Source organism: Corynebacterium marambiense, from assembly GCF_016342275.1.
Lineage (GTDB): Bacteria > Actinomycetota > Actinomycetes > Mycobacteriales > Mycobacteriaceae > Corynebacterium > Corynebacterium marambiense.
The window spans coordinates 1-2,315 of the sequence record NZ_JAEIOT010000017.1; the positions used below are offsets into that span (position 1 = coordinate 1).

General features: G+C 52.3%; 1 protein-coding gene. It reads left to right on the forward strand.

Annotated elements, in window-relative coordinates:
* Window positions 1-759 precede the first annotated feature (759 nt).
* The gene (locus tag JDV76_RS12390) at window positions 760-2,070 is read left to right on the forward strand and encodes a hypothetical protein (protein WP_198737221.1); all 1,311 of its coding nucleotides are present in this window, start codon (window positions 760-762) and stop codon (window positions 2,068-2,070) included.
* The last annotated feature ends 245 nt before the right edge of the window (window positions 2,071-2,315 follow it).

Consider the following 2,315-nt stretch of genomic DNA (forward strand, 5'->3'; position numbering starts at 1 on the left):
CAGACCACGCTTGACCGTTTGGCCCTGTCGGATTCGAATTCATCATGAACACGACCGTCGCGCTGGCGGGGTGACTACAACCTGTCACCTAACCGCGCAGCAGACCCGAGCTTCGTAAGGGGAAGATTGCAGTGCTGGTCTGTGGTTATGGCGGGTCGGTGGGGGTGCTAACGACGATGGTAGCCCTCACCGTGGGACAGACCGCGGGGAGTCGAAGCCGATTGTGGATGCGGAGCAGGTGACCCGCTCCGGGATCTTCATGACCTGCGCCAATATCGAACAAGCTACCAACACTGCAATTTACACCCACGACATAGTGAGGCTGCAGAACCCGCACCTTACTCTTCCGTCAGAGACCTGCTGATCAAGCTCCCGTCAGGTAGATAGTTGTCGTATATCAAGTTGGGCCTGGGCCGGTGGTCGGTCAACCTCGAGGCGAAACGGAAGCGAATGCAGATCCACGGGAAACTGGCCGAAAGCGATGACCAAATGATCGCGCGCGGCATCCTAATTCACTCTGAAACTGTCGGGCACTAGATCGTGACGCAGATGCACGATGAAGTTTTCATCGACCTCCCGCTCGCTCGGTTTCCACTGCTGATGATGAAAACTGTGATCTAAAGGCCACCGTTCCGGAGTCGGTAGATGGGCTGTTCTGGATGTTTACTGGTTCAAGTGCTCCCACTACCGCAAGGAATGAGCGTGAGCGTTCACTAATTCTTTAAGCGTTCAAAGCAGTTCAATGGTAATGTTTGAAGCATGATAATGAACGCTGCAAACTGGATTCTGCACAACCGCCTGCCGATGGGTGGAGTAGAATCCGTTAGTGACTCCAATCTTGAGTATCTCATTGCTCAAGCTGCACCTCTCAGTGGAATAAAAAATATTCAAGCTGTACCGGCCCTGGACGGCAGCTGGAACCTAAGTATTGCGGACGTTCTTTTGCGGCTAGGCGAGTATACTTTTCCGTACGCTAGGACTCCGCTGGGGGGTTTGACTAGGCTCATTCCGGTTTTGAAATACATGTACTGTTTCGAAAAAAATATCAATGGGCAAATCGTCACTAGCGATTTGATCGATATGGCTGTTTATTCGACCAGGAGCAAAATCTCCGAGGAGCTTGGAATTGGTTTTAGTTTGATCACCGCAGAGAAATGGATGCGTGACACGTTTGGCCTGTCGATTGTCAGGTTTTTTGACATTGAGCTGGTTTCTAAAAACAAGTATCCGAATGTGAGTCACGCGATTAATAAGCCTAAAAAGAGAACGCTGAGAGCAGATTGGCTTGTTAGGGCAAGTAGCCCGTCGAAACCGAAAAAAGAGTACCTATTCCTTGTCGAATCCAAGGGAACGGGAACTGCGGGGGCGCATAAACCTATGCTCCAGAAAGCGGTTCAACAGTTGGCTGCGACTACCGTAGACAATCAGGCGCTTCAAGGTCTAGGTGTATGTACCTACTCACCTCTTGGAGGTCTAACGATATATGCCATCGATCCACCAAGAGACGATGAGAACTCCAACTTGCCGTTTCTCGAGACTCCACACTCGGTCAAGGGTGATTACCGAGTGCTGCGGGAGGGGGCCGGCGAGTGGTATGAACACCCTATGGCTATTGATGATCGAGGCTTCTCCGATCGGGAACCCCATCTTGGACTGGATCTCCGGTCGGAACCATTGTCTCGGTTGTGCGCTCTCCAGACTGCGCTCAACTTGGCTCACTGGTCGTCCGACTACCGTCTCCTCGACTCACTGCATCATGCATTCCGCACCCCTTCCCCTATGGGGCTGAGAAGTAAACTAGAGTTTGAATATCGCTTGGAAACTAGCCAAGGATGGGCAGTTGGGTATGTTGTGCCTATTCCTGGTTGTCGAGCAGCACTTTTTTCCGGTGTACTAGAGAAGATTTCTTTAGCGCTCGCTGATCTCGATTTCGAGCAAGCAAACATTCTGAATGCAGAGGCCCATGGCTCAGCACGAGGTGAGGCGGTGCGTCCAACTGCGGAGAATGTTGAGATAGGAAATCTCGCTATCTCGGGCTCCGGCGCGGTTCTCGCGATTATTGATCTCTAGTTCTAATCTAGCGGGCTGCTTCTCTGCGACTGCGGAGCGTAGAGATTCGTGTTGCACCCTCATCAGTAGCTGGTTCTTGTCGAGATACCGTTACTGGCAGGAGGGTAGTTGCGTAGCTGGTCGGATCGTTCGAAGCTCGGGTCTGCTGCGCGGTTAGGTGACAGGTTGTAGTCACCCCGCCAGCGCGACGGTCGTGTTCATGATGAATTCGAATCCGACAGGGCCAAACGGTCAAGCGTGGTCTG